This window comes from Serratia sp. KG1D, from assembly GCF_037150675.1.
Lineage (GTDB): Bacteria > Pseudomonadota > Gammaproteobacteria > Enterobacterales > Enterobacteriaceae > Serratia > Serratia nematodiphila.
This window is the reverse complement of the sequence record NZ_JBAGIH010000002.1, coordinates 327,001-351,781: the sequence shown is the minus strand read 5'-3', so window position 1 is coordinate 351,781 and position 24,781 is coordinate 327,001. Positions and strand designations below refer to the sequence as shown.

The 24,781-nt window shown below is 56.6% G+C and carries 27 protein-coding genes and 1 tRNA gene; 19 read left to right on the top strand and 9 right to left on the bottom strand.

Translation table 11 applies throughout. From position 1 onward, the window contains the following. Positions 1 to 50 precede the first annotated feature (50 nt). Positions 51 to 1,139, top strand: coding sequence for a lytic murein transglycosylase B (mltB, locus tag WFM45_RS13400; RefSeq protein ID WP_015378637.1), 1,089 nt, complete (start codon positions 51 to 53; stop codon positions 1,137 to 1,139). Positions 1,140 to 1,195: 56 nt separating this feature from the next. Here mltB and WFM45_RS13395 read toward each other — a convergent pair whose 3' ends face one another. Then, positions 1,196 to 2,347, bottom strand: coding sequence for a porin (locus WFM45_RS13395; protein WP_015378636.1), 1,152 nt, complete (start codon positions 2,345 to 2,347; stop codon positions 1,196 to 1,198). 398 nt (positions 2,348 to 2,745) lie between these two features. Between WFM45_RS13395 and WFM45_RS13390 the strand changes: the two genes are divergently transcribed. From WFM45_RS13390 to WFM45_RS13380, 3 genes are read left to right on the top strand one after another with little or no spacing between them, the layout of a single operon-like run. Further along, positions 2,746 to 3,036 (top strand): hypothetical protein, encoded by a 291-nt coding sequence (locus WFM45_RS13390; protein ID WP_135638435.1) that lies wholly within the window; start codon positions 2,746 to 2,748, stop codon positions 3,034 to 3,036. Between the two features lie 46 nt (positions 3,037 to 3,082). Beyond that, entirely contained in the window at positions 3,083 to 4,006 is a 924-nt protein-coding gene (locus WFM45_RS13385; protein ID WP_049277723.1) for a DMT family transporter, read from the top strand. 3 nt (positions 4,007 to 4,009) lie between these two features. After that, positions 4,010 to 4,312, top strand: a complete 303-nt coding sequence (locus tag WFM45_RS13380) for a hypothetical protein (protein ID WP_015378633.1) — start codon at positions 4,010 to 4,012, stop codon at positions 4,310 to 4,312. Positions 4,313 to 4,323: 11 nt separating this feature from the next. Here WFM45_RS13380 and dsdC read toward each other — a convergent pair whose 3' ends face one another. The 3 genes from dsdC to WFM45_RS13365 form a co-directional block, all read right to left on the bottom strand. Continuing rightward, positions 4,324 to 5,253 carry a DNA-binding transcriptional regulator DsdC gene (gene dsdC / locus WFM45_RS13375; RefSeq protein WP_004936301.1) on the bottom strand — a complete coding sequence of 310 codons (930 nt, stop codon included), beginning with the start codon at positions 5,251 to 5,253 and terminating at the stop codon, positions 4,324 to 4,326. Between the two features lie 466 nt (positions 5,254 to 5,719). Next, positions 5,720 to 5,971 carry a CsbD family protein gene (locus WFM45_RS13370; RefSeq protein WP_004936297.1) on the bottom strand — a complete coding sequence of 84 codons (252 nt, stop codon included), beginning with the start codon at positions 5,969 to 5,971 and terminating at the stop codon, positions 5,720 to 5,722. Between the two features lie 134 nt (positions 5,972 to 6,105). Beyond that, entirely contained in the window at positions 6,106 to 7,602 is a 1,497-nt protein-coding gene (locus WFM45_RS13365) for a helix-turn-helix transcriptional regulator (protein ID WP_336956016.1), read from the bottom strand. Positions 7,603 to 7,829: 227 nt separating this feature from the next. Between WFM45_RS13365 and WFM45_RS13360 the strand changes: the two genes are divergently transcribed. From WFM45_RS13360 to WFM45_RS13340, 5 genes are all read left to right on the top strand, one after another. Then, on the top strand, positions 7,830 to 8,801 hold the full coding sequence (locus WFM45_RS13360; protein WP_336956015.1) for a hypothetical protein: 972 nt from the start codon (positions 7,830 to 7,832) through the stop codon (positions 8,799 to 8,801). 1 nt (position 8,802) lies between these two features. After that, the gene (locus WFM45_RS13355; protein ID WP_004936288.1) at positions 8,803 to 9,024 is read left to right on the top strand and encodes a hypothetical protein; all 222 of its coding nucleotides are present in this window, start codon (positions 8,803 to 8,805) and stop codon (positions 9,022 to 9,024) included. Positions 9,025 to 9,054: 30 nt separating this feature from the next. Further along, positions 9,055 to 9,531 carry a hypothetical protein gene (locus WFM45_RS13350; protein WP_336956012.1) on the top strand — a complete coding sequence of 159 codons (477 nt, stop codon included), beginning with the start codon at positions 9,055 to 9,057 and terminating at the stop codon, positions 9,529 to 9,531. A 195-nt stretch (positions 9,532 to 9,726) separates the two neighbouring features. Continuing rightward, positions 9,727 to 10,527: a helix-turn-helix domain-containing protein gene (locus WFM45_RS13345; protein ID WP_021505596.1), complete on the top strand. Its 801-nt coding sequence runs from the start codon at positions 9,727 to 9,729 to the stop codon at positions 10,525 to 10,527. A 20-nt stretch (positions 10,528 to 10,547) separates the two neighbouring features. Next, a complete protein-coding gene (locus WFM45_RS13340) occupies positions 10,548 to 11,822 on the top strand; it encodes a lactonase family protein (protein WP_336956010.1) in 1,275 nt (424 codons plus the stop codon). Positions 11,823 to 12,036: 214 nt separating this feature from the next. Here WFM45_RS13340 and WFM45_RS13335 read toward each other — a convergent pair whose 3' ends face one another. From WFM45_RS13335 to WFM45_RS13320, 4 genes are all read right to left on the bottom strand, one after another. Beyond that, the gene (locus tag WFM45_RS13335; RefSeq protein ID WP_166730221.1) at positions 12,037 to 12,924 is read right to left on the bottom strand and encodes an MBL fold metallo-hydrolase; all 888 of its coding nucleotides are present in this window, start codon (positions 12,922 to 12,924) and stop codon (positions 12,037 to 12,039) included. Positions 12,925 to 12,949: 25 nt separating this feature from the next. Next, positions 12,950 to 13,555, bottom strand: a complete 606-nt coding sequence (locus WFM45_RS13330; RefSeq protein WP_103085531.1) for a hypothetical protein — start codon at positions 13,553 to 13,555, stop codon at positions 12,950 to 12,952. Positions 13,556 to 13,973: 418 nt separating this feature from the next. Then, positions 13,974 to 14,048, bottom strand: a tRNA-Arg gene (locus tag WFM45_RS13325). 129 nt (positions 14,049 to 14,177) lie between these two features. Then, complete coding sequence (locus tag WFM45_RS13320; protein ID WP_076740573.1) at positions 14,178 to 15,104, bottom strand: formate/nitrite transporter family protein; 927 nt, start codon at positions 15,102 to 15,104, stop codon at positions 14,178 to 14,180. A gap of 228 nt (positions 15,105 to 15,332) precedes the next feature. On the opposite strand from WFM45_RS13320, the gene ccmA reads away from it, so the two are divergent. The 10 genes from ccmA (at position 15,333) to mlaA (ending at position 23,186) form a co-directional block, all read left to right on the top strand. Further along, the gene (gene ccmA / locus WFM45_RS13315) at positions 15,333 to 15,965 is read left to right on the top strand and encodes a cytochrome c biogenesis heme-transporting ATPase CcmA (RefSeq protein WP_004936275.1); all 633 of its coding nucleotides are present in this window, start codon (positions 15,333 to 15,335) and stop codon (positions 15,963 to 15,965) included. Then, on the top strand, positions 15,965 to 16,624 hold the full coding sequence (gene ccmB / locus WFM45_RS13310; protein WP_049277719.1) for a heme exporter protein CcmB: 660 nt from the start codon (positions 15,965 to 15,967) through the stop codon (positions 16,622 to 16,624). Before ccmA ends, ccmB begins: the two co-directional genes overlap by 1 nt. A 120-nt stretch (positions 16,625 to 16,744) precedes the next feature. Further along, positions 16,745 to 17,482 carry a heme ABC transporter permease gene (locus WFM45_RS13305; RefSeq protein ID WP_004936270.1) on the top strand — a complete coding sequence of 246 codons (738 nt, stop codon included), beginning with the start codon at positions 16,745 to 16,747 and terminating at the stop codon, positions 17,480 to 17,482. Continuing rightward, the gene (gene ccmD / locus WFM45_RS13300) at positions 17,479 to 17,715 is read left to right on the top strand and encodes a heme exporter protein CcmD (protein ID WP_004936267.1); all 237 of its coding nucleotides are present in this window, start codon (positions 17,479 to 17,481) and stop codon (positions 17,713 to 17,715) included. Before WFM45_RS13305 ends, ccmD begins: the two co-directional genes overlap by 4 nt. Continuing rightward, positions 17,712 to 18,206 carry a cytochrome c maturation protein CcmE gene (gene ccmE / locus WFM45_RS13295; RefSeq protein WP_033632467.1) on the top strand — a complete coding sequence of 165 codons (495 nt, stop codon included), beginning with the start codon at positions 17,712 to 17,714 and terminating at the stop codon, positions 18,204 to 18,206. The genes ccmD and ccmE overlap by 4 nt, the downstream gene beginning before the upstream one ends. Further along, entirely contained in the window at positions 18,203 to 20,173 is a 1,971-nt protein-coding gene (locus tag WFM45_RS13290) for a heme lyase CcmF/NrfE family subunit (protein ID WP_033632468.1), read from the top strand. The genes ccmE and WFM45_RS13290 overlap by 4 nt, the downstream gene beginning before the upstream one ends. Further along, entirely contained in the window at positions 20,170 to 20,721 is a 552-nt protein-coding gene (locus WFM45_RS13285; RefSeq protein ID WP_015378623.1) for a DsbE family thiol:disulfide interchange protein, read from the top strand. The genes WFM45_RS13290 and WFM45_RS13285 overlap by 4 nt, the downstream gene beginning before the upstream one ends. Further along, positions 20,718 to 21,185, top strand: a complete 468-nt coding sequence (locus WFM45_RS13280; RefSeq protein ID WP_060559997.1) for a cytochrome c-type biogenesis protein — start codon at positions 20,718 to 20,720, stop codon at positions 21,183 to 21,185. The genes WFM45_RS13285 and WFM45_RS13280 overlap by 4 nt, the downstream gene beginning before the upstream one ends. Continuing rightward, positions 21,185 to 22,399 (top strand): c-type cytochrome biogenesis protein CcmI, encoded by a 1,215-nt coding sequence (gene ccmI / locus WFM45_RS13275; protein ID WP_049189245.1) that lies wholly within the window; start codon positions 21,185 to 21,187, stop codon positions 22,397 to 22,399. Before WFM45_RS13280 ends, ccmI begins: the two co-directional genes overlap by 1 nt. A 28-nt stretch (positions 22,400 to 22,427) precedes the next feature. Continuing rightward, positions 22,428 to 23,186, top strand: a complete 759-nt coding sequence (gene mlaA, locus WFM45_RS13270; protein WP_044030769.1) for a phospholipid-binding lipoprotein MlaA — start codon at positions 22,428 to 22,430, stop codon at positions 23,184 to 23,186. A 117-nt stretch (positions 23,187 to 23,303) separates the two neighbouring features. On the opposite strand, the gene fadL is transcribed toward mlaA, so the two are convergent. Continuing rightward, positions 23,304 to 24,626, bottom strand: a complete 1,323-nt coding sequence (gene fadL / locus WFM45_RS13265; RefSeq protein WP_075685896.1) for a long-chain fatty acid transporter FadL — start codon at positions 24,624 to 24,626, stop codon at positions 23,304 to 23,306. Between the last annotated feature and the right edge of the window lie 155 nt (positions 24,627 to 24,781).

The window sequence follows — 24,781 nt, the reverse complement described above, 5'->3', positions numbered from 1 at the left end:
TGCATTAACATAACTCCCACTTATCTCTTGCATGGCTATATGGATATCCGATGCGTCACCTGGTTGCGCTTTTACCGCTGATTACCTTGCTTGCTGCCTGTAGCAGCACGCCGAAACCCAGTACCACCGCTACGCCGCAGAGCACCCCGGTAAAGGGCGGCTTTTTGCTGAGCCCGGCGCACAGCGGCGCGCCGCTGGGGGGGGATTTCGCCAATAACCCGAATACCGCGCGCTTTATCGATAAGATGGTGCAGGAACACGGCTTTGATCGGCAGCAGCTGCACGACGTGCTGGCGCAGGCACGGCGCCTGGATTCGGTGCTGCGGCTGATGGACAGGCAGGCGCCGACGCCGTCTACCCAGGGCCCAACCGGGCCGAACGGTTCCTGGCTGCGCTACCGCAACAAGTTCATCACGCCGGATAACGTGCAAAACGGCGTGGTGTTCTGGAATCAATATCAGGATGCGCTGCAGCGCGCCTGGCAGGTGTACGGCGTGCCGCCGGAGATCATCGTGGGGATTATCGGCGTGGAGACCCGCTGGGGCCGCGTAATGGGTAAAACCCGCATTATCGACGCGCTGGCGACGCTGGCCTTCAACTACCCGCGCCGCGCCGATTACTTCGCCGGTGAGCTGGAAACCTTCCTGCTGATGTCGCGCACCGAAGGCGACGATCCGCTCGAACTGCGCGGCTCCTTTGCCGGCGCGATGGGCTATGGGCAGTTCATGCCTTCTTCCTTCAAAAGCTATGCGGTCGACTTCAACGGTGATGGGCATATCAACCTGTGGGATCCGGTCGATGCCATCGGCAGCGTGGCCAATTACTTCAAGGCGCACGGCTGGTCCAAAGGCGAGCCGGTCGCCATTCAGGCCAACGGCCAGGCGCCGGGGCTGGAAAACGGCTTCAAGACGCGCTACTCGGTTGCCGCGCTGGCGGAAGCCGGCCTAAGCCCGCAGGGCTCGCTCGGCGATAATCAGGAAGCCAGCCTGCTGCGGCTGGACATCGGCACCGGCTACCAGTATTGGTATGGCCTGCCGAACTTCTACGTCATCACCCGCTATAACCACAGCACCCATTACGCCATGGCGGTATGGCAGCTGGGCGAGGCGGTCGGGCGCTCGGCGCGCGGCGGCTTCTGACGCTGCGTCAATAACGAAAAAGGCCGCTTGAGCGGCCTTTTTTGCGTTCTGAGCAATCAGAAATCGTAGCGCAGGCGCACCACGGTCATATCGCCGAGGTTGTCGGTGCTCGATGTCAGCACGTGCTCCACGTCAACGCGGAAACCGTAGTCAAACTGCACGGTAACCCCGAGGCCGTTGTCGATGCGCTGGTAGTTGCGGCCGGTGATGTATTCCAGGCGGTCGCCCATGAAGTACGGCATCACCGATTTCACCGCGTACTGGCCAACCGGCACGGTATAACCGGCCAGGTATTCGATACCCCATGCGTCGCCGGCGAAGTAATTATTGATGTCGGCTTTCTTGGTGGTCAGGAAGTCGTTGTAGTAACCGCCGCCGAAGGTGAGGGTCCAGTTGTCCGGTTTCCAACTGATGGCGGTACCGAAAATGTTCTGGTCATAGCTCTTGCTGCCGCTGGTGGACGGATTGCGCATTTCGGCGCGGGTGTAGTTCCAGGCGGTGCCCCAGGTCAGATCCGGCGTAATGTGGTAATCCACGCCCAGTGAGCCGCCGCCTTTGCGCTTGTAGCGCAGGCCGTTGCCCGGCAGATAGTCGCTGTCGCTGAACAGGTACGAAGCGTAAACGTCCGCATCGCCGAAGCGGTTCTTGTACTTCAGCATTTTGCGTGAGCGGTAAGAGCCGTCGTAGTCACCGTTGATGCCGTTGCCCGGTGCCTGGGCCAGCATGTCGTAGTCCCAGATATCGGTTTTGGCGCCCACTACGTCATAATAAACGCTGTTCTGTTGACCGAAGGTCATCTGGCCCCAGGTGTTGCTTTTCAGGCCGGTGTACAGCATGCGGCGGCTGGTGTTTCTCGCGCCGTCGGCATAGTGGTGATCCCAGTCGAACAGCGCCGGAATGTTCACGCCCAGCTCGTAGTAGCTGATCCAGCTGATATCGTCGAACAGGTAGTAGTCCGCCGCGAAGCGGAAGCGGGTGCCGCCGTCGAAGCCGTTACGCTTGTAGGAGCCCTTGTCACCGTCGCCCGTCATGTTGTTGAACTGCGGACGGATACTGCCGCCAACGGTGAAGTTCAGGCGGCTGAGCGGATCGCCGGCCTGCGGATCCTGCTTCAGCAGGGTGATTTCCGCCTGAGCGGCGAACGACGCGCTGCCGATCGCCAGACCCAGCGCCACCGCTTGAGTCAATACGCGCAATTTCATTGCCATGTGTTATCCCTGTTTTATGTATGACCGCCCCCATCAGCGCCGCCATGCCGATGTTTTGCGCAGAACGCTGCGTTTTCACGCATTTTGACGGTTTTTTTTGGTGTTTTAGCGGCGGGCGGCAGTTGTAACATAAACGGTAAAATAAATAATTACTTTTCTTGCTAATTACTGGCCGGTTTTTGACCATTTCGTGCGGTGAAAAGGGCCGCTTTTCATGCCTTTCGATTCGGATGAATTCATCTAACGCCAAGGTTTATATTTTTCATTTGTCAGTCATCGGCGTCAGCCTGTAATTTTATCCGTGCAAGAGATAATTAATTAAAGCCTGTCACCGCCGTATTAACGTTAGCCGCTTTCTGCGTAATCGGTCGGCAGGAATAAGCGATTGGGAGGTCGCCATGAGGAATCTTTTAATGTTGTTGGTGGGGCTGTTTTCATTACCGGCGATGGCGGCGGAATCGCACGTTTGTCATTCTCAAGCTTATGATTATGAAGAAGTTAGTAAGCTCAGGTTGTCTGACGACACCCTGTTTTCCTGCCGCGGCGTGGGGCGCCTGACGATCCCGGAACTGGCGCGCAAAGGATGGAAGGTGATTCATTTGGCGCAGCAAACTGAATATACCGACTCTGTCGACAGCGACGGCGAGGTTATTAAACTTTATCAGGAAATCGTGGTGTATAAAGAATAACGCGACGGCAGCCTGTTATTATTTCAACGGCGACGAGAACCCTATTATGAATGCAAGAATCGGTATTGACGGCAGAGCTGCCGCCGCCATGGTGATGCTTTGCGCCATCTGGGGAATGCAGCAGGTGGCGATCAAGGCTGCCGAGGCGGATGTGTCGGCGGTGCTGCAAATTGCCATTCGTTCGGGGCTCGCCGCGCTGGGGGTATACCTGTTGGCGCGTTGCCGCGGCGAGTGTTTCACCTGGGATCGCGCCACGCTGGGCGCCGGTCTGAGCGTAGGAGCATTGTTCGCGCTGGAGTTCTTTTTTGTCTCCGAAGGGCTGCGCTATACCAGCGCCTCGCATATGGCGGTGTTTTTGTACACCGCGCCGCTGTTTTCTGCCCTTGGCCTGCATTTCCTGAATCGTCAGGAGCGTCTGTCGCCGGTGCAGTGGCTGGGCATGCTCATCGCCTTTGGCGGTGTGGTGCTGGCCATATCGGGCATGGCCGAGGGCAGCGGCGGGGCCGATCGGCTGAAAGGCGATTTCTATGGCCTGCTGGCGGGGATCGCCTGGGGCGGTTCTACCCTGGTGATCCGTACCACGCGCCTGGCGGAGTGCCCGGCCAAACAGACGCTGCTGTTCCAGTTGACGGGCGCCTGTGTGCTGCTGTCGCTGCTGGCGCTGGCGACGGACAATTTGCACGTCGTCCTGAGCCCCGTGGCCTGGAGCAGCCTGTTGTTCCAAACGGTGATCGTGTCGTTTTTCAGCTACCTGATCTGGTTTTCACTGTTGCGCCGTTATCAGGCTTCCTCGTTGGGCATTCTCACCTTTATGACGCCGGTATTCGGCATCCTGGCGGGGGCCGTCATTCTCGGCGAACCGTTGCAAATTGAATTTGTATTGGGGGCTGTGTTGATCGTACTGGGGTTAATCGTAGTGAGTTGTTCATATCTTATTTATGTTGACCGAAGGGTGGCACCAAAAATATAAATTATGGATGTTGATGTACAGAACTACCAAATAAGCTGCGAAAGCCAATTCATTATTCAGCTGCAAATATCCCGCTATGCCTGGGGCGTGCCGCTGATTACGCTCAGCGATAACGGTGATTTTACCGTGATAAGAAGCCGAGGCTGGTCGAGGTTGGCTAATGGGATGCAATTGGAGGTTTATTATTTTGCCAATAATTCTCTGCTGACCTGGGATAAAAACCGCAAAAATATCTCTTATTCAAAGGCTGGCCGGCTCTACGCCTGCGCGCTGCATTTTTCTTATTCCCCCAAAGTATGGCGATAATCCTCTGGCCATCAGACCAGAGGGGAGATTTTCATGATCCACTGCTTAAACGCGAGGATCTTCGGCCACTGCCGCTCGGAGATGGTCGAGGTAAAATAGCAGTGCTCGCAGGGCACGGTCATGTCGGTGAACGGAATGATCAGTTCGCCGCTTTTGATCCAGTCCTGCACCAGATTGAGCCGCCCCATGGCGACGCCAAGGTGCCGCGTCGCGGCCAGCACGGCAAGATCGGAACGGTCGAACTCCATGCTTTTACTGTCGGTATCCAGCCCCAGCGCAAAGTGTTGCGACCAGGTTTGCCACTCATCTTCGCCTGAGTTGTAGCGATCGTGCAGCAGCGTGCAGTGGGCCAGGTTTTCCGGCGCATCGTACAGGTTATGCGTGGCGGCGTACTGCGGCGTGCAGATCGGCACCATTGATTCCTGCATAAAGGCTTCGTCCAGATGCCGCCCCGAGGGCAGTTTGCCGAAGTACATCGCCAGATCCACGCCGCGGTTGGCCAGGTTGATGATTTCCTGCCCGGTCAGAATATTGAGGTGAATGGTGGGGTGCTGGGCGATAAAGTCGCCGATGCGCGGCAGCAGCAGACATTGCACCAGGGACGGGTGCGAGTAGAGGGTCAAGGTCCCCGTCAACTCGCGATTTTTGATGTCCAGAATTTCTTGATTCAAGGTGTTGAAGGAACTGTCCAGCGCCCATTGCATGCGTTCGCCCTCCGGCGTCAGCGTAATCCGGCGATGAAAGCGTTGGAATAGCAGAAAACCCAATTCCTTTTCGAGCAAATTAATGCGGTGGCTCACGGCGCTGGGGGTGATCGACAATTCTTGCGCCGCCAGCGCAAAAGATAAATGACGGGCGACGCATTCGAAAGTATGCAGCCGGGAAAATTGATAGCTGGTCAGCGGGGTCGCCCGCTGCGAATGTTTTTTACTGGGGAACATGCTATTTCTCCATGCGCATAATCCGGCAATATTAACATTTAATGGCGCGGAGGATAAACCCAGGCTGATTGATATATTCAGTTTTTACGCTGAGAAATATCGTTATGTTGCAGGGGAATTAACTGGCTTGCATAACAACCGGAAATAACAGGCGGTGGGCGCGTTGAGTGAGAGGGTGATGATAATCTGCAATAGGGCGAATATAATAAAAAGATGTGCCGTATAAGCAGCGAGTAAAGACGGTGTGCGGCAGCCTGAACGATAAAGGCTCATGTTCCCTGCGGGATATAGCGGTTTCGCCGCAACAATTCGTCGCATGGCGACACAGAATACGCGTTAATCCCAGCGGCAAACGAGCGGAGGCATCAATCGATAATACTGCGTCCCTCAGGCCGATAGAACCGCGCCCGGTGGTTACCCACCGGGCGCGGCATTCAGGGAAAAGCGGTTTGTTTGTCGGCGCGTATCAACGGCGGCGCAGCAGCAGGCCGGTCAACAGGCCTGCGCCGGCAATGAGGGCCAATGCGGCGAGGGGGTTTTTCTTCATCATGTTGCCGGCGCAGCTCAGGGCATCGCCGTATTTTTCTTGCAGCACGCCCGCTGCCTGGCGCGCGGCGCCTTCGGCCTGCAAACGTTCGTTGCCGGTGACGTCGCCCGCGATTTCCTGCGCCTTGCCCGCCACTTTTTCCATCATGCCATTGGCTTTTTCGCTGTTCATTGTGATGCGCTCCTAAGGTTCGATCCGTTTGGCTTCCGCACAGGACGGAAGCCTGCATTTGCACCGCCATGTTATGCACTTCACTTGTGGCCTATAAGGGGCGTTTGTATCGGTTTGGGTAGTGCATTTGCAGGTTACTTGCCATTCCTCAAGGCCAGCCCGCCGGTAAACAGCCCGCGTTCTCTGGCCCAGACGATGGCTTCGCTGCGGCTATGCACGCCGAGTTTGGAATAGACCGTCGCGACATGGTTGCGGATGGTGTTGAGCGCCAGATTGAGACGCGCCGCGATTTTCTTGTCCGGCAGCCCCTCGCAAATCAATTCCAGCACATCGCGCTCGCGCGGCGTGAGGTCGCTGGCGGTAAATCCAGCCTGGTCGGGCCGGTTGATGCTTTTCACGTTGGCCAGTTTTTCGATCAGGGTTTGGCTGAACCAGGAGGCGTCCTGCATCACTTCTTCGATGGCGCTTACCAGCTCCAGCTCCGAGCGTTTGCGTTCGGTAATGTCCATGAGCACCAGCAGATAACAGGGCGCATTGTGGATGCTGACGGCATCCGCCGAGGCCACACAGTCAATCGACTCGCTCCCTTTCTTGCGCACCCGGATGTCCAGCCCTTCGACGTTGCCGCTTTTTTCCAGGGCGGCAAACAAACGGCGGTTCGCCTCCGGATCGTCAATAAACGGGATCTCTCCGACCGTCTTGCCGATCAAGTCTTCGGCGTCGTACTCGGTGGTGCGGGTGAAGGCTTCGTTGACATCCAGCACGCGCCGCTCGTGCGCGGTACATAACAACGTCGGCACCGGGCTCAGGCGAAATGCCTTGGCAAACCGTTCTTCACTTTCTCGCAGCGCCGATTCTGCCTGGCGCCGGGGTTCGAGATCGGTAAACGTGAATAGCATGCAGTCGTCTTCATTGATATCCAAGGGTTGGCCGGCAACCACCACCAGCTTGCTTCCGCCGCCGGGCAGCTTCAGCTCGGCCTCCATCTGCGGAATGGTAGCGCCTTCCCCCAGGCGCTGAACGGCCAGTTCTTTGTGCTCCGCCTGTTCCAAAACGTCGAGTTCATAAACCGAACGCCCCATGACCTGTTCACGTTGGTAACCGGTCATATCAAGGAACCCCTGGTTGACCTTGACGTAACGCAGGTCGCTTAGCCGACAAATGACTGCCGGTGCCGGATTGGCGTTGAAGGTTTTTTCAAAGCGCTGTTCGGCGCTGGCCCACTCCGTCGCGTCGCTCAGGATCAGTGCCAGCAGCTCCGGTTGCCCCTGCGCATCGGTGATAATCAGGCTCCGCAGGCGGTGCACCCAGAAGCTGTCCGGATCGTCGACCTGCCGAACCTCCACCACCACATCGGTGAAGGTTTCGCCTTCGGCAACCCGGTTCAGCGGGTACTGTTCCAAAACCAGCGGATGATTGTTGCGATAGCGCAGGGCAAAACGCGCCGCGTACTCGCCGGCATTGGCCCCCAGAGCTTTCTGATGACTCACGCCATGCATGGTCAACGCGGCTTCGTTGGCCCATAGCAAGGTTTGATCGGTATCCGTCAGGATCACGCCGTCGGACAAGCCGGAGATGATTTGCTGCAGGTGGCCGCGGTGGGTTTCGCTGGCCAAAACGGATTGGCTCATGTGTTCTCCGCTAGACAGAAGGGGGGCGGCCTCTTAAGGGACCGCGGGTTACGCTACTCGCTGAGCAGCTTAGTGCATAACGTGCGTATTCGCAGGGTGTAAATGCACCAGGCATTCTGATGCAAATGAACCGGGACGGCCGACGATGCCGCGCGGCAGACTGAATTTGTCTGCGCGGTTACCCGCCGTGCGTGCAATCACTTGTCCAGAAAATATAAGGAACAACGATGACCACTGTCTATGAATCAAATCGCTTAGCGTTTCAGGTGTCATGGGGCTCGATATTGGCCGGGAGTGCCGTGGCGCTGGTGACTTATCTGACCTTCAGCGTGCTGGGCACGGCTATTGGTGCCCAGGCCGTGGATATGATGCAAAAGGGCAACCCGCTGAGCGGCTTTGGCACCGGCACCGGGATCTGGCTGCTGGTTTCAACGTTGGCATCGCTGGCCGCAGGCGCGTTCGTCGCCGGCCGCTCCGCACCGAATCGCGGCGGCTTGCATGGCTTGCTGAGCTGGGCGATCACCACCTTGTTGACCACCTGGCTGATGGTTTCATTGGCGAGCGGCGTAGTGGGGCTGGCGGGAAGCGCGGTGGGTAAAGGGCTTTCGCTGGCAGGCAGCGGCCTGGCGGCGGCAGCGCCAAACGTAGGCGAAGGCCTCAAGCAACAGCTGGATAAAAAGGGCATCAGCCTTGACTGGGGAAGCCTGGAAAATCAGTTGAACGCCACGCTTAAGCAGACCGGTAAGCCGGAGCTGGATCCTGCTCGGTTGGAGCAGAACGCCAATCGGGCGGCCGCCGACGGCAAACAGTCGGCCGTGGATGCCGCGGCCGATCCGACGCAGACCGCCACCGAGCTTAAGCAGTGGTTCGAGCGCGTCAAGCAGTCCGGTGAGCCGGCGTTGAGCGCCGCCGATAAGGACGCGCTGGTGAGTATCGTTGCGGCACGCACCGGCAAGAGCCGCGATGAAGCGAGCCAAATCGTCGATAACTACGCCCAGGCTTACCAGCAGGCGGTGCAGAAGGTGGAAAAACTCAAGGCCGAGGCCGAGCAGAAAGCGCGTGAAGCGGCCGATGAAGCGGCCAAACAGCTGTCTCGCGCCGCGTGGGGTTCACTGTTGGTGCTGCTGTTGGGCGCTGCGTTGAGCGCCGGCGTGGGGCGGATTGCCGAATCAACCCGCCGCACTGTCGCGGTAAGTTGAGATGAAAAAAAACCTGTCGTGCATCTCGCTGAATTATCGAAAAGTAGCGGGGGCCTCTGCTCCCGTGCTCGTCATCGATTTCTGCAACGAGAACAACGAGCGTTATACCCTGCGCTACAACCTGCCGCCGGATACCCCGGAACGCACCGAGCGGCGGGTATCTTTGCTGCTGTACCTGTTGCGCAAGCACAGGTCCGCAGAGATCGACAACCTGGCTGATTAATCAGGCCGTTAATGAAAAGCCCAGCCTCGCGTGCTGGGCTTTTTGTTTGCGGCCGCAGGCCGTTCTGACAACAAGGCGCGGGCGAGTCGGCTCGGCATTTTACCGGGGGAGAGATGGGCGATTCATGGGAGTAGGCAGGGTTCCCAATGGGCGTGGTTTGTAAAACAGGGCATCGAGCAAGGTTGGTTAAAATATCCGTTTTCTCTGCGCAGGAACGATAAAAAAGAAACGCACTATTGCGACGCGAGATTATTGAGACCGATGTTCAGCCTTGAGCTTATCCCTCCCGTCTTCTTTACTGTCGGTCATACTTTATATCTCTTTCGCAGTACATTTTATCGGCGGGCCAAGCATATAAAATGCGTTTTCATTTGTGATGATGAAATTCCTATTCGGCCATGCAATCTGGCTGTAAAAAAACACTTTAAGGTAAAACAATTAGCAAAAAGTGTGATTCTGCCTGGTGTGTCAAGTGCATCTTTGATGAGTGCACTTTACGCGAGTTGATTTTGTTTTATGGGTTTCTTGCGGAGATATTTATATAACATGATCATTTTCAGTTATTTATGCGATAGTTTTTCCTATGCCGAAAAAAATGAATTGACAGGCTGGTTTTTTTTAGGATTAATCTTAATGACTTGGTTTGGTTGGTTAACGATTTTAATAAAAAGGACGCAAATCTTATAAAAGCAAGGAGCACATATGGATTACAGAAAAGATATTCTTTTGCAGGTGTTGGAGTATATGGAAAAGAATATTGTCGAGGGGCTGACAGTTGAAAAGGTTTCCATTATCTCAGGTTACTCTAAATGGCATTTGCAACGGCTGTTTAAGCATTATTTTGGTATAACGCTAGGGACTTATATAAGGAATAGAAAACTGAGTCGCTCTGCTATTTTGCTCAAACAGCACCAAGGGAACATATTGGATGTCGCCCTGGCATCCGGGTTTGCCTCTCAGCAATGTTACACGCGGGCATTCAAACGTTTCTTTGGCGAAACGCCCAACAGCTTTAGAAACAGCCGGGGATGGGATTTTTCCACGCAGATCCCGCCGTATGGCAACGATAAGAAACCCTACTTCTACCACACGGTCATGCCGGATGACATTGAGATGTTAAAGCATTACAAATCACTGATTTTTCATTCTATAAGAAAATTCAGAGATACCGGCGACATTGCACGGACCAATGAAAAATGGTTAAGCAAGCAGCGGGGGGGATGTAATGTGGAAAAGAACAGGAGTAATAAATGGCATTCCAACAGCAAAGGGCAAGAGGTTTTTCATTCCATCTTTAACTTCTATATCCCTATGGGTAAATATATTGTCATCCCCTTTACGGGGGAGTTTTCAGAATATATTGACTTTTTCGATGTAATGTATGACGCTTATCTGCCTGCCATCAATGTCAAAATGAGGGAGAGCTTTTTTATAGAGTTATATAGGCAAGAGGATCTAAATGGCAAGGTTGTCAATGTCGATATACTTATTCCTGTGACATAGTGATGAGGCAAGAAGACATCATGAATAGAGAAAAAACTCTCGACTCGATTAATAAGCGCCATCCAGCTCGCTTTATGCTACCTTCTATATTGTCTGAACTTGGTCGAACAATCGTTGCCGGCTCAGGCCGGCAAGCCATTCAATTAACTGCGGTGTTAATTTCTCTCATGTTTTCAGGAAATGCGATGGCCAATAATCGGGAACATCAGCAAATAGCGTTAGTCGGTACCTGGACCCATATTCCGAATGCGCCCGCGGTGCAGAAACCGGCAAGACCCAGTGAAGGGCTCTATCGCCTGGCGGTTAATGGCGACGGCACGTTAACGCTGCTCGACGTGGTTAAAATGAACAGCCCATCGTGGATCGTAAAATCTCGCGATGGCCGTTTCGCCTATGCCACCAATGAGGAGAACGCGGGAACGGTGACCGCCTTGGCAATAGACGAAGCTGGCAGCGTGCGGGTGCTGAATACGGTGAGCAGTGCGGGCCAGCAGCCGACGCATGCCACCCTCAGTCCGGATGGCAAGTTTCTGTTTGTCGCCAACTACTCCGTCGCCAAAGGCGGCGCGGGGATGACGGTATTGCCAATTGGCAGTGACGGCAAACTGGGTGAACAGGTGCAGCATTATCCGTTTATATCAGGTTCTGGCGCCGTGCAGGGGCGTCAGGAAGGGGGCCATGCGCACTCAACCACCTTCAGCCGCGATGGTAAATATCTGTATGCGGCGGATCTCGGTGGGGACAAGCTGCACGCCTATCGCTATCGCTCGGATAGCGCACTGCCGCTGCAGGCGGACGCATCGCGCGATGTCAGCTTTGCGCCAGGCGCCGGCCCAAGGCACATGGTGTTCTCGCCGAAAGGCGAGTATGCCTATGTCATCACCGAAATGGCAGGTGAAATCGAGGTGTTTACCGTCAGCGACCATCGATTGACGCAACAAGGGAAAGTGAAACTGAACGGCGGGCAGGATTCAGCGGAGGCGAAAAGCGGCGGAGCCATTATCCTCAGCCCGAGCGGCAGATATCTTATTGCCACCAATCGCGGTGCCGATAACCATTTGCTGGTATTAAAAATTGATGGGGATGGGCTGCCAGGGGAGACGACGCGCTATGACGCTGGCGGCATTGAACCGCGTGCGCTCGCTTTCGATGCCACCGGCAACCATCTTTATGTCACGAATGTGTTCACCAATACCGTTACGCTGTTCGATTTCGATGATGAGACGGGTGAGTTGAAGGCCAGAGGTGAGGCGGCGACGATTGCTACGCCGACGGATATTAAGTTTTTTAATTAGTGTCAATCGGGGGGTTAAGTCTCTGGCGGCGTGTTTATTAGAGAGAGGGAATGCGTTATTTGCATCGCGTTGGATTAAAGCCGCCAACGTACTATGCGCCATTGCCTGATAATTTAGGCGCAAGGGCTCCTTGAAAGACGGTACATTAATGGCCGGAAATGTATGGGGGGGATAGCCCCCTCCATGTAAGGTTTAAGAGAGACTATGATTAATATTATATGCTAACTGAACCGATATAGCGTCCTCGTTCTACGTTGTCAGCATCTTCGTTATCAAACTTATCATTTTGATAATTTTCACTGGAGACGTAGAAATGAACTTTACGGCCAACACACTCCATAGTGACATCACCGGCACAATTCTGCGTAATTGTCTTGTAACCAGTATAATAATTCAAGTGACGAGAGGGGGCCTCTCCGATAATGATCACTTTAGGTTTTATTTTTTCTAACCAGGAGTTGGGTATTTTTCCTGATGCTCTGCCATGGTGAGAGGCGAAAACAACGGTGGTTTCCTGTAACTCAACATCATTGATGATGTTTTCCATAAATTTCGTTTCCAGGTCGCCGAGCCACATCACGCTTGCGCCATCTCTGGTTTCATATCTAATGATTGCTGATATGTTATTGGTTTCTGTTCCGTTATTTTCGGCAGACGCCAAGGCTGAGATAAAATGCGTATTGCCGAGGTTTGGCCATAGGATCGATATCCCTGCGCTTTTTCTTGCTTCGTCGCTGAGGTTCATCCACTTACGTTTACAGTTTTTTGAAATGTAAAATGCTTTATCTCCATCTCGCAATTCACAATATTTTTTAAAGGAAACGGTTTCATCTGTTTTGATGGTCTTATTCTTGACTACATAAAAGTTGTATATCTTGAATGCGGCATCAAGAAGCTCAATTCCGCCGAAGTGGTCTTCATCCGGATGCGTGCTGATAAAACGGCTTATTCCCTTGTCGGCAGCCTGCTTCTTTATATCTGCGATGATGTTCTCTGCATTATCGCGGTTGATATGGCAATCAATGATCGTAAAATTATCGGTGTTATGCCTAATGTAGAACATGTCGCCATTATTGACTGAGAAACTCTTGATTAATGACATGGACTTTCCTTATTCCTGAGAGTGATTATTTCTTCGAAGCCTCAATGGCCAGTGTCGTGCAGACTAAACGGATGCCCATCTGCTGAGCGGCGATTGCGCTCATGAGGTATTGAATCAGAAAGACGATGATGATCGGCCAGATAGTCACATCCACATGGGTAGCGCGCAAGATTAACGGGAGAATGATGAGAAATAAAAACGATATTGTCGCCAGATCGCGAAAAAGCAGAAAGCGTTTATTGATATCCTGAATGGCTTCTTCTTTATGATGTTTTCTATAAATTCTATACCACTCAACGTTTTGTTCTCTGGCTGTGGAAGGCAAGGGGATTATATTTTCTTGTAGCCATCGCTCATCAATACGATTGTCACTATACATATATTTACTGAATGCCCTGTGACCCGGCAAGGCATACTTAAACCGCCAGAAGGCGAGTGACGCCTTGGCGTCCGGCGGGATAACCGTAGATAGCAGAAGTAATAAGGGAGGAGCTAAGAATGTACTGGCTATTTTGGCTATTTCGATACTTTCCGATAACGAGACTTGCTGTATCATGACTGAAACCAATATGCTGATATCAAAGGCCAGGAATGCGCCAAGCCAGCCAATGAGTCCTTTCTTTATCGACATTTAAATACCAATGATTTTTAATGGGAGATGTGTATATCGGGAATATATCAGCAGGGCGTTTTTTTTCAATTAAACAATTCGGTTTTTCTAAATTAAGTCTTTAATTTTATCGCGAGCATTTCTACTTGCTATTTAATTTGTTTTTTATATGTTTTCTTGTGTTTTTGACTGTTTTTATCGTGAGGATGAAACTTAACTTTTATTTAATTTATATTTTTTATGGTTAATTAGTTAATTAATTTAAAATTTTAATGTTTTAGCTAAATTTATTCTTTGGAGTGATTTTTACCGTGAGTTTATATGTGGTTTTAATGGTTCTTTCGTTAGTCTTGGTCGATGAGTTTCCTATGGAGTGCTTTAGGGGACGGTGCACGATGAGTGGCAGAGTGGTGATAGCCCGGCAAGAGGTAAGGAAAAATGGCGTCCCCGACTGGAATCGAACCAGTAACTAGCCCTTAGGAGGGGCTTGTTATATCCGTTTAACTACGGGGACGCTGCGGGCCGGCAACCGAAGCTGCCGGGGCATTATACCTTTTTTTACCCGCAGAATAAGCGCTTAGCGGCGCGTTTGCTCAATACCTCGCCAGTTCGCGCCGAAATTTCCTCGGCTAACCGACGGCGATCACGGTTTTTCCCCGCCGTGGCGCCGTTTTTCCTCTTGCACGCGCGCCGCCTTATTTTTGGCGCTCAAATCGTTGCGGATTTGCGCGTGGCTTATCAGCGCAAAGATAAAGGTGCCGCCGATGATGTTGCCCGCCAGCGTCGGCAGGGCGAACGGATAGACGAATTCCTGCCACCCAATCGCGCCGTTGAACACCAGATAGAGGATCTCCACCGAGCCGACCACGATATGCGTCAAATCGCAAATCGCCACCAGGTAGGTCATCAACACGATCACCCAGATTTTCGCCGCGCCGGCGGCCGGGAACATCCATACCATGGTGGCGATGATCCAGCCGGCCAGGATGCCGTTGGCGAACATTTCTCCCGGCGTATGGCGCATCACCTCTTCACCCAGGCTGATGAAGGCGCGGCGCGTTTCGGCATCGAACAGCGGCATATGGGTAAACGCCAGCGCCGCCAGCGCGGTGCCGATCAGATTGCCGAGCAGCACCACGCCCCACAGACGCAGCAGGATCAGCAGGTTGCGCGGCGTGGGCTTATGCATGATTGGCAACACCGCCGTGACGGTGTTTTCGGTAAACAGCTGCTGGCGCGCCATAATGACAATGATAAAACCGAAGGTGTAGCCGAGGTTCTCAATGAAAAAGCGGCTGGGATCGTCCGGCAAGCGGGCGTGGAAAATGCCTTTTGCCGCCAGCGAGGCGCCCATCGACAGCCCGGCGGCGATCGCCGACCACAGCAGCGCCAGCCCGTCGCGCTCCAGCTCTTTTTCGCCTTCCATCCGGATCTGTTCATGCACCGCCGCCGCGCGCGACGGCAGATTCTCTTCCCTGACTTCGATTTCGCGCTTGCCCTGTTCCTGCTCTTCGCTCTCTACCCGCATCGTTTCATCCTGCTCGTGCTCCTGGCGTTGCTGTTCGTTCATGCTGTCGCTCCTGCTCAATAAGGGTGAGGTCACGTCATTAAGCGTAGTTGCCCGGCCTAAATGCGGCGAAATACAGAAAAAGGTAACAAGAGTTAAAATCCGCCGCTTTTTTCCGCGCATTCTTGATCCTGCTCGCCATATTGGCCCCCGGCGCGCCCGCCGCAGGCTGCGTGTGGGGAAAGGCTTATGCTATGATTCGCTATCCCAAAGAAAAATATGAGTTCCCCGATGCTGGAAGCCAAAAGTCTGAGTTGCGTGCGCGATGAGCGCATCCTGTTTAGCGAACTAAGCTTTTCAGTTCAGCCGGGCGATATCATTCAGGTAGAAGGGCCGAACGGCGCGGGCAAGACCAGTTTGCTGCGCATCCTCGCCGGTCTGGCGCGGCCGGACGGCGGTGAGGTGTGCTGGCGCGGGCGCAACACGCTGCGCGATCGCGCGGCGTATCAGCAAGATTTGCTGTTTATCGGCCATCAACCGGGCATCAAAGCCGTATTGACACCCTTCGAAAATCTGCAGTTTTATCAGGCGGTGCGCGGCGCGGCCGAGCAGCAGGCCATCTGGCGCGCGCTGGAGCAGGTGGGGTTGGTGGGCTACGAAGATCTGCCGGTGGCGCAGCTTTCCGCCGGGCAGCAGCGACGGGTGGCGCTGGCGCGATTGTGGCTCAGCGCGGCGCCGCTGTGGATCCTCGATGAACCGTTGACGGCAATCGATAAACAGGGCGTGGCCGAGTTGATTAGCCTTTTTGAACAACATGCGCAGCGGGGCGGCATGGTATTGTTGACCACGCATCAGGATTTGGCCGGCGTCAGCCAAACGGTGGGCAAAATTCGTTTGGCGGAACACGATGCGGGGAGTTTGTGATGTTTTTGACTCTGGTGCGTCGCGAATTGAAGATCGCCTGCCGTAAAGGGTCGGAGATCGTCAACCCGCTGTGGTTTTTCCTGATTGTGATCACGCTGTTCCCGCTGGGGATTGGCCCTGAACCGCAGCTGCTGGCGCGCATTGCGCCGGGCATCGTATGGGTGGCGGCGCTGCTGGCCTCGCTGCTGTCGCTGGAGCGACTGTTTCGCGACGACTTTCTCGACGGTTCGCTGGAGCAGCTGTTGCTGCTGCCGACGCCGCTGCCGATGACGGTGCTGGGCAAAGTGTGTGCTCACTGGGTTGTGACGGGATTGCCGCTGCTGATCCTGTCGCCGCTGGTGGCGCTGCTGCTGTCGCTTAATATGCAAACCTGGCTGGCGGTGGCGGGGACGCTGCTGCTCGGCACGCCGACGCTGAGCCTGATCGGCGCTATCGGCGTGGGTCTGACCGTCGGCCTGCGCAAAGGGGGCGTGCTGCTCAGCCTGCTGGTGCTGCCGCTGTATATCCCGGTGCTGATCTTCGCCACCGGCGCGATCGACGCCGCCGCGATGGGCATGCCGATTGATGGTTACCTGGCGATACTCGGCGCGATGCTGGCGGGCAGCGTGACATTGGCGCCGTTTGCCGCCGCAGCGGCGCTGCGAGTGAGCGTGCACTAGCTAACAAATTGAATGAACAGACGGGGCAAGGCCGACAAGAGCGTACCCCGCAGAAGATTTTCGCCGTTTCGAACGCTCGGAGCGGCCGACGCATAAAAATTACCGTGAGCACTGACGACAATGTGGAAATGGTTACATCAACTGGCGCGGCCTGAACGGCTGTATCACGTCTGCGGCCGCTTTATCCCCTGGCTGGGGCTGGCGGCGGCGGCCTGCCTGCTGCTTGGCTGGGCATGGGGCTTTGGCTTCGCGCCGAAGGATTATCAGCAGGGCGACAGCTTCCGCATCATTTATATTCACGTACCGGCGGCCATGTGGTCGATGGGCATCTACGCCTCGATGGCGGTGGCGGCGTTTATCGGCCTGGTGTGGCAGATGAAAATGTCCGATACCGTGGTGGCGGCGATGGCGCCGATCGGCGCGGTGTTCACCTTTATCGCGCTGGTGACCGGCTCCGCCTGGGGCAAGCCGATGTGGGGCACCTGGTGGGTATGGGACGCGCGGCTGACCTCCGAGCTGGTGCTGCTGTTCCTCTATATGGGCGTCATCGCGCTGTATAACGCCTTCGAAGACCGCCGCCTGGCGGGCCGCGCCGCCGGCATTCTGGTGCTGGTGGGCGTAGTGAATATCCCGATCATCCATTTCTCCGTCGAATGGTGGAATACGTTGCATCAGGGTTCGACCAATATGCAGCAATCCATCGCGCCAAGCATGCGCACCCCGCTGCGCTGGGCAATCCTCGGCTACCTGCTGTTGTTCGTCACGCTGACGCTGATGCGCCTGCGCAATCTGATCCTGTTCCAGGAGCGCCAGCGCCCGTGGGTCGCCGGGCTGGTGAATAAGGAGCGTCAGTCATGAATGCCGCGTTTGATTCCTGGTCGGCGTTTTTCGCCATGGGCGGTTATGCCTTTTATGTCTGGCTGGCGGTCGCCGCCACGCTGATTTCGCTGTTGGGGCTGGTGGCGCACACCGTCTGGCAGCGGCGGCAGTTGCTCGCCGAGATCGGCCGCCGTCAGGCGCGCGAACGGCGCATTCGCCATGCGCAACAGTCAAAACAAAAATCCGCCGCACCGCGGGAGAAATCATTGTGAATCCACGTCGTAAAAGCCGCCTTTATCTGGCGATCGTTGTGCTGATCGGCATCGCGCTGACCGCAACCCTGATGCTGTACGCGCTGCGCTCCAACATCGATCTGTTCTATACCCCGGGTGAAATCCTGCAGGGTAAAGGCGAAAACCACGAGAAGCCCGAGGTCGGCCAACGGTTGCGCATCGGCGGCATGGTGATGCCCGGCTCGGTGAAACGCGATCCCAATACGCTGCAGGTCAGCTTCAAGATTTACGACGCGCGCGGTGCGATCGGCGTAACCTACACCGGCATTCTGCCGGATCTGTTCCGTGAAGGGCAGGGCGTGGTGGCGCAAGGGGTGCTGGGCGAGGGCTACGTGGTCAACGCGCGCGAAGTGCTGGCCAAACACGACGAGAAATACACGCCGCCGGAAGTGGCCGACGCGATGAAAGAGAATCACAAAGGGCCGGCGGAAGCGTATAACGCGCCGCAGGCGGAGGGCGCCAAGTCATGATGCCGGAACTGGGCAGTTTTCTGCTGTGCCTGGCGCTGGCGATCGCGCTGTTGCTGAGCATTTACCCGCAGTGGGGCGCGGCGCGCCAGGACAGCCGCATGATGGCGGTGGCCCGGCCGCTGACCTATGGCATGTTCGCGGCGATTGCGCTGGCGTTCCTGTGCCTGGTGCACGCCTTCGTGGTCAATGACTTTACCGTCGCTTACGTGGCCACCAACTCCAATACCCAACTGCCGGTGTATTACCGCATCGCCGCCACCTGGGGGGCGCACGAAGGTTCGCTGCTGCTGTGGGTGCTGCTGCTGAGCTGCTGGTCGCTGGCGGTGGCGTTGTGCAGCCGGGCGATGCCGCAGGATGCGGTGGCGCGGGTGCTGTCGGTGATGGGCATGATCACCGCCGGTTTCCTGCTGTTCATCATCATGACCTCCAATCCGTTCACCCGCACGCTGCCGAACTTCCCGATCGACGGCAGCGATCTCAACCCGCTGCTGCAGGATATCGGCCTTATTTTCCACCCGCCGCTGCTGTACATGGGCTATGTCGGCTTCTCGGTCGCCTTCGCGTTCGCCATCGCTTCGCTGATGGCCGGCCGGCTCGACACCGCCTGGGCGCGCTGGTCACGCCCGTGGACCACCGCCGCCTGGGTGTTCCTCACGCTCGGCATCGTGCTCGGATCGGCCTGGGCCTACTATGAGCTGGGCTGGGGCGGTTGGTGGTTCTGGGATCCGGTGGAGAACGCCTCCTTTATGCCGTGGCTGGCCGGCACCGCGCTGATGCATTCGCTGGCGGTGACCGAGAAACGCGGCACGTTCAAAGCCTGGACGGTGTTGCTGGCGATCACCGCCTTCTCGCTGTGCCTGCTGGGCACCTTCCTGGTGCGCTCCGGTGTGCTGGTCTCGGTGCACTCCTTCGCCTCCGATCCGGCGCGCGGCATGTTTATTCTCGCCTATCTGGTGATCGTGATCGGCGGCTCGCTGCTGCTGTACGCGGTCAAGGGCGGCCAGGTGCGCAGCCGAGTGCAGCACGAGACCTTCTCGCGCGAGACCTTCCTGCTGGGCAACAACGTGTTGCTGATCGCCGCCATGCTGGTGGTGCTGTTGGGCACGCTGCTGCCGCTGGTGCACAAACAGTTGGGGCTGGGCAGCATCTCGATCGGCGAGCCGTTCTTCAACACCATGTTCACCTGGCTGATGGCGCCGCTGGCGCTGCTGTTGGGCATCGGGCCGCTGGTGCGCTGGCGCCGCGATGAGCCGGGCAAGCTGTGGCGCCGCCTCGGCGTGGCGCTGCTGGTGACGCTGGTGCTGTCGATTCTGCTGCCGTGGCTGCTGCAGGACAGCATCGCCGGCATGACGGTGGTGGGCCTGATCATGGCGCTGTGGGTGATCATCCTGACGCTGATGGAGCTGCATGAGCGCGCCACCCACCGCCACGGTTTCTGGCGCGGTCTGCGGCAGCTGTCTCGCAGCCATTGGGGCATGGTGCTCGGCCACCTCGGCGTGGCGGTGACGGTGATCGGCATTGCCTTCAGCCAGAACTACAGCGTGGAGCGCGACGTGCGGATGAAGGCCGGCGACAGCGTGGACATCCACAATTATCACTTCGTGTTCCGCGACGTGCACGACATTCGCGGCCCGAACTACAGCGGCGGCGTCGGCATCATCGACGTCACGCGCAACGGCAAGCCGGAGGCGACGCTGCATGCGGAGAAACGCTACTACAGCGTGGCGCGCAGCATGATGACCGAGGCGGCAATCGACGGCGGGTTCAGCCGCGATCTGTACGCGGCGCTGGGCGAGGAGCTGGAAGACGGTTCCTGGGCGGTGCGCCTGTATTACAAACCCTTCGTGCGCTGGATCTGGTTCGGCGGTGTCTTTATGGCGATCGGCGGCCTGCTGTGCATTCTCGACCCGCGTTATCGCATGAGCAAAAAGCTCAAGCGTGAAGGCAAACTGGAGGCGCAATCATGAAGCGTAAACTGCTGTTTATCCCGTTGGTGCTCTTCCTGCTGCTGGTGGCGGCCCTGATGGTGCAGCTCACGCGCAACGCCGGCGGCGAAGATCCGACCATGCTGGAGTCGGCGCTGATCGGCAAACCGGTGCCGACCTTCAGGCTGGAATCACTGGATCAGCCGGGCAAAACCTACGATCAGGCGGTGCTGCGTGACGGCAAGCCGATATTGCTCAACGTCTGGGCGACCTGGTGCCCGACCTGCCGCGCGGAGCACCAGTATCTCAATACGCTGGCGGCGCGCGGCGTGCGGGTGGTCGGCCTGAACTATAAAGACGATCGCGCCAAGGCGGTGACCTGGCTGAACTCTCTCGGCAATCCCTACGCCCTCAGTCTGTACGACGGCGACGGCATGCTGGGGTTGGATCTCGGGGTGTACGGCGCGCCTGAGACCTTCCTTATCGACGGCCAGGGGATTATTCGCTATCGCCACGCCGGCGACATGAATGAGCGCGTCTGGCAGCAGGAAGTGCTGCCGCTGTATAAAAAGTACGGGGGTGAGGCATGAGGCTGATTGTTCTGCTGTGCGCCGCGCTGCTGAGCTGGAGCGCCGCAGCGGCGATCGATACCTATCGCTTCAACTCCGTCGAGCAGGAGCAGCAGTATCGCGAGTTGACCGAACAGCTGCGCTGCCCGAAATGCCAAAACAACAGCATTGCCGATTCCAACGCCATTATCGCCGCCGACATGCGCACCAAGGTGTACGAGCTGATGATGCAAGGGCAAAGCAAGCAGCAGATCATCGATTACATGGTGGCGCGTTATGGCAACTTCGTCACCTACGAGCCGCCGGTAACGCCGGCGACGCTGATCTTGTGGATCGGCCCGCTGCTGTTCGTATTGATCGGCGGGGCAGTGGTGATCCTGCGCACCCGTCGCAAGCCCGACACGGCGGTGGACGATGCATTCTCCGAACGGGAACGGCAGCGCCTGGCGGCGCTGTTGCAAGAGACTGACAGGAAGAAACCCTAATGGCTTTTTGGCTGATTATTTGCGTGTTGCTGGCCGGCGCTGCCGCGTTGCTGGTGGTGCCGGCGATGCGCCGCGGCAAGCAGAGCGCTGCCACGCGCGATGCGCTGAACAAGGCGTTTTATCAGGATCGCCTCAGCGAGTTGGAGCAGGATGAGCAGCAGGGCGTGGTAGCCGAGCGCCCGGAACTGGTCAAAGAGCTGCAACAGAACCTGTTGAACGACATCCCGGCCGAGCAGATGGCGCAGGCGAAGCCGATCAACCGCTGGGCGCTGGTGCCGGGCGTGCTGTTACTGCTGGCGGTGACCGTTGGCTTTTATCTGAAAACCGGCGGGCTGGCGCAGGTGCTGGACTGGCGTCTGGTGCAGGCGCAAATGCCGGAATTGCGCGAGCGCGTTGCCAATGAGCGCGCCAAACCGCTGAGCATGGAAGAGATTGCTCGCCTCGGGCTGGGGCTGCGCACCGCGCTGCAACAGGACGATCGCAACATCAATGACTGGATGATGCTGGGGCGCGTCGGCATGGCGCTGAATAATGCCACCACCGCTACGCAGGCGTTTGCTCATGCTTATCAATTGGATCCGAATAGTCTGGAAGTGCGGCTCGGCTATGCCGAGGTCTTGACGCGCTCCAACGATCCGGAGGATAACAAGCAGGCGGCGCAGCTGTTGCGGCGCATGATCGCGGAAAACCACGGCGATCCGCGGGTGCTGAGCCTGCTGGCGTTCAATGCCTTCGAACAGGGCGATTTCAAGCAGGCGATCGGCGCCTGGCAGGTGATGCTGCAACTGCTGCCGGCCAACGATCCGCGCGCGGAAGTGATAAAGCGCAGTATTGCACAAGCAAAAGCCCAGGCAGGCGGAGAAAATGTTAAACTGAATGTGACCGTTGCGCTGTCACCGCAGGCGGCGAAAGCCATGCCGCCGCAGGGGACGCTGGTCATTTCGGTCACCGACGGCGTCAGCCCGGTGCCGGTCGCGGTAAAACAATTGCCGCTGAGCCGTTTTCCGCTGTCTTTCTCACTGGATGACAGCAACGCCATGATGCCCGAGCGTCTGCTCTCGGCGCAGCATCAGGTGCAGGTGCGTGTGCGCCTCTCACAGGACGGATTGGCCACGCCGCAGCCGGGGGACTGGTTCGGCGAAAGCTCGCTGCAGACATTCAGCGGTAAAGAGCAGGTTAGCGTTCAGATAAACAAGCAGGTCCCTGAAAAATAAGACCGAACGTGTTTTTATGGAGAAAAATATGAACTTTCGCCTGACTGGGGTGGCATTCGCAACGGTATTACTGGTGGGCTGTGCCAGCGCGCCAGACAACGATCCGCAAGGGCGTTCCGATCCGCTGGAAGGATTTAACCGGACGATGTTCGACTTCAACTACAACGTCCTGGATCCTTATATCCTGCGTCCGGTCGCGGTGGCCTGGCGCGACTACGTGCCGATGCCGGCGCGTAACGGCATCAGCAACTTCACCTCCAACCTGGAAGAGCCGGCCAGCATGGTCAACGCCTTCCTCAAGGGCGATCCCTACCGCGGGATGATCCACTTCAACCGTTTCTTCCTGAACACCCTGCTCGGGATGGGCGGCCTGATCGACGTGGCCGGCATGGCCAACCCGAAACTGGCGCGCGAAGAACCGAACCGCTTCGGCAGCACGCTGGGCCATTACGATGTGGGTTACGGCCCGTACGTGATGCTGCCGGGCTACGGCAGCTTCACGCTGCGTGACGAAGGCGGCGACTTTGCGGATACGCTGTATCCGATGCTGAGTTACCTGACCTTCTGGATGTCGGCGGGCAAATGGGTGGTCGAGGGGATCGAAACCCGCGCTCAACTGCTGGATTCCGACGGCCTGCTGCGCAACTCCTCCGATCCTTATGTCATGGTGCGCGAAGCTTACTTCCAGCGCCACGACTTCATCGCCAACGGCGGTTCGCTCAAGCCGGAAGAGAACCCGAACGCCAAGGCGATTCAGGGCGATCTGGACGAGATCGACTCGCAGTAACCACCGGCCTTATGCCCATGAAAACCCGCCGTCTGGCGGGTTTTTTTACGCCCGCGGCGAGCGACAGGCAAAGAAAAAGCGCCCCGCGGGGCGCTTTGGCATCCATCTCAGGCGAGATTAGAAGCGGTAGTTGAAGTTGGCGCCGTACAGCCAGGCCTTGCCTTCGGAGGTGAAGGTGTAAGGACCTTCATTGATGGTGACTTTCTGGCCGTGCATGTAGGACACGCCGACGTCAACCGAGGCGTCTTTGTTGAACGCATAGGTGGTACCGGCACTCAGCCAGAAACGGTCCTGATCCGGAATGGAGATCGAACGGTTTTGGGCAGGCACCGGGCTGTCATCGAAGGCGATACCGGTACGGAAGGTCCAGTTATCGTCGTAGAAGTAGGTGGTGCCCAGCGCGATGCGGTAAGCGTCTTTGAAGCCTTCATGCTTCTGGAACAGCGTCTGGCCGTTGTTGCCGGTGGCTTTCAGCTCCTGGAACTGGCTCCAGCTGGTGTAGGCCAGGCTGTAGTGGATAGCCCACTGCGGCGCCACTTTGTTGTAGCCGGACAGTTCCCACATTTCCGGCAGGTGCAGGCTCAGAGAACCCGGAATGGTGGTGCCGTTGGTGCCCCACGGCAGACCTTGAGAGGCCAGCAACGGGTTGAAGGCTGAAGGCAGGCTGCTTTTGTAATCGCCGTCAAAGTCGATTTTCACTTCTGAGCGATAGGTGAAGCCGTAACGGTTGTTTTCATCCACTTCGTACAGAATACCGGCGTTCCAACCGAAGCCCCATTCGTCGCCTTTCAGGTGCGAAATCTGGGTATCTGCCGGGATCTGCGAAACAGGGCCGGCCAACTGTGGCGGTAACTTGCCCGATCCGGCGATCAGTTTTGGCAGATCGCCGGCATAGCGCTCGAGTTTGGCCTTGGCATAAACGGCGTCAAAGCCCAGACCGAAGCTGAAGTTCTTGTTCAGGCGATAAGCGCCGCTCAGGTTAAGGTTCAAGGTTTCCAGGTCGGTTTTGCCGCCCATGGAACCCGCCGCGTAACCGTCGTTGTATTCGGTCGCCAAACCGAAGTTGCTGGTGACCGAGCCGCCTACGGCGAATTGATCGTTAATCGGGTGAACATAATGCAGGTTCGGCACCCAGGCGGTCGGCGCGATGTTTTTCGCATCCAGACTGGCGCCGGAAGGGGATTGGCCACTGATATCGACGTCCGGATCGATGAAGACTGCGCCGAAAGAGAGTTCCGGGCGGGTATACATCATCAGCAACGCCGGGTTGCGGCTTGCGGAGGCCGCCGTATCCGCCATGGCGCCTTCGCCAGAATACGAACGTCCTAAACCAGCTGATGAGAACTCATTCAGCTGGAATCCTGCGGCAGACACGTTTGAAGAAATAATTGCCACTGCAGCTGCGAGAGCTGATTTAGTCAATAGGTTTTTCTGGCTCATGACCAAAACCTCATTATGTGTTTATTATTTAAACTATTGTTACACGAAGTAACAAGGAGCGCGGGATTGTAGGGTCCGTTATCGTTCAGACAAATCAGACCAGTGGCTGAAGTATAGGTCTGACCTGTGAAAATGTTGCAAGTTTGTTTTTGAAA